The sequence below is a fragment of the Psychrobacter sp. T6-1 genome (assembly GCF_052258445.1).
Genome location: NZ_JBQQFC010000480.1, coordinates 1 through 1,295, shown reverse-complemented (window position 1 = coordinate 1,295; position 1,295 = coordinate 1). Strand labels below are relative to the sequence as shown.

The window sequence follows — 1,295 nt, the reverse complement described above, 5'->3', positions numbered from 1 at the left end:
TTGGCTGACCATGCAAAAGCAGTATTTACAATTATACCCAGCTGCTCTTCTGCAAATATTGCCATCAAGACAAAGAGAGTGATAAAACCGCCGCTATACCAAAAGGCGGGGTTTTTAAGACCCAAAGTATCTGTTGACACCTCCGTGCGCGTTAGATGACCCGTAGCTGCGCTTAGATTATGTGAGCGTCCTTGCTCTTTATCGTTAAATCCCTTTAAATCTGCCATGATATGGCTCCAGTCCTGTTGCATCAAAATTAACTAAGGTACAAATTCAATGAGAGACAAAATAGGATAATCATCCTTAAAATCTGTATCTTTAAATGGCAATGAGCGCTATAGAACAGCAGGTGTTTTATAGCGAAGTGACTTTTGACGGTAATAAATATCTATGCTTACACGCTTTTCGTACTAAGGCACAGGCTTAAGTCCCTGCTCCAAAAAGTCAAACCAGTTTTGTCCGATGATCTTGCCAGCATCAACCTTATTAAAGCCATGCTTAAGCAGACCGTTATAAATATTCTCCATACCTTTCTCACCTGCAAACCAAGGCAAGTTATCCGGCCAGCCTGAGTTACTCGCGCTGCCTTCGCCATAGTCCATTGCCTTTGACCAGCGCCCGTTACGCATCCACTCCAGCACTGATTTGGGCTGATTGAGGCACAAGTCACTACCAATCGCTAAATGCTCGACGCCGTATTTATCAGCGCAGTTGGCAATCATGGTACAAAAATCATCAAGGCTGCAGTCGCTACCGTTCGGCAAATGAAACGGGTATAAGCTAAAGCCTAATAGCCCACCTGCTTGGGTTAAGGCGCTAATCACCGTATCTGACTTGTTACGTAGCGCATCATGCGCGGTAGTCGGATTGGCATGGCTAATACAGATCGGACGCGACGATACCTCTATCGCTTCCAGCGTTGATTGCTCAGCACTGTGCGACATATCGACAATCATACCGACGCGGTTCATCTCCGCTATCGCTTGCTGACCAAAGCGTGTCACCCCACTATCTTTTGACTCATAACAGCCCGTTGCCAGCAGGCTCTGATTGTTATATGTCAGCTGCATAATGAGTAACCCCAAACGGCGCATAACGCTGATCAGACCTATCTCATCATCGATAGGCGAGCAGTTTTGCGCGCCAAAGAAGATACCGACTTTGCCTTGCTCTTTAGCGGTTTTGATATCGCTGGTAGAATATACAGGCATAATCAAATCGCTATTTTGCTCAAAGCGCGCATGCCATTCAGCAAAGCGGGTCATCGTTTGGCGTGCGTTTTCGTGATAGACCAA

At 46.1% G+C, this 1,295-nt stretch carries 1 protein-coding gene and 1 pseudogene; both read right to left on the bottom strand.

The window, feature by feature from the left end:
- Positions 1-227 (bottom strand): annotated as a pseudogene (locus tag ACTXGO_RS13960) (BCCT family transporter); the annotation flags it as partial.
- 183 nt (positions 228-410) lie between these two features.
- Positions 411-1,295, bottom strand: an 885-nt coding sequence (locus ACTXGO_RS13955; RefSeq protein WP_443574943.1) for a membrane dipeptidase, incomplete at its 5' end; no start/stop codon positions are given.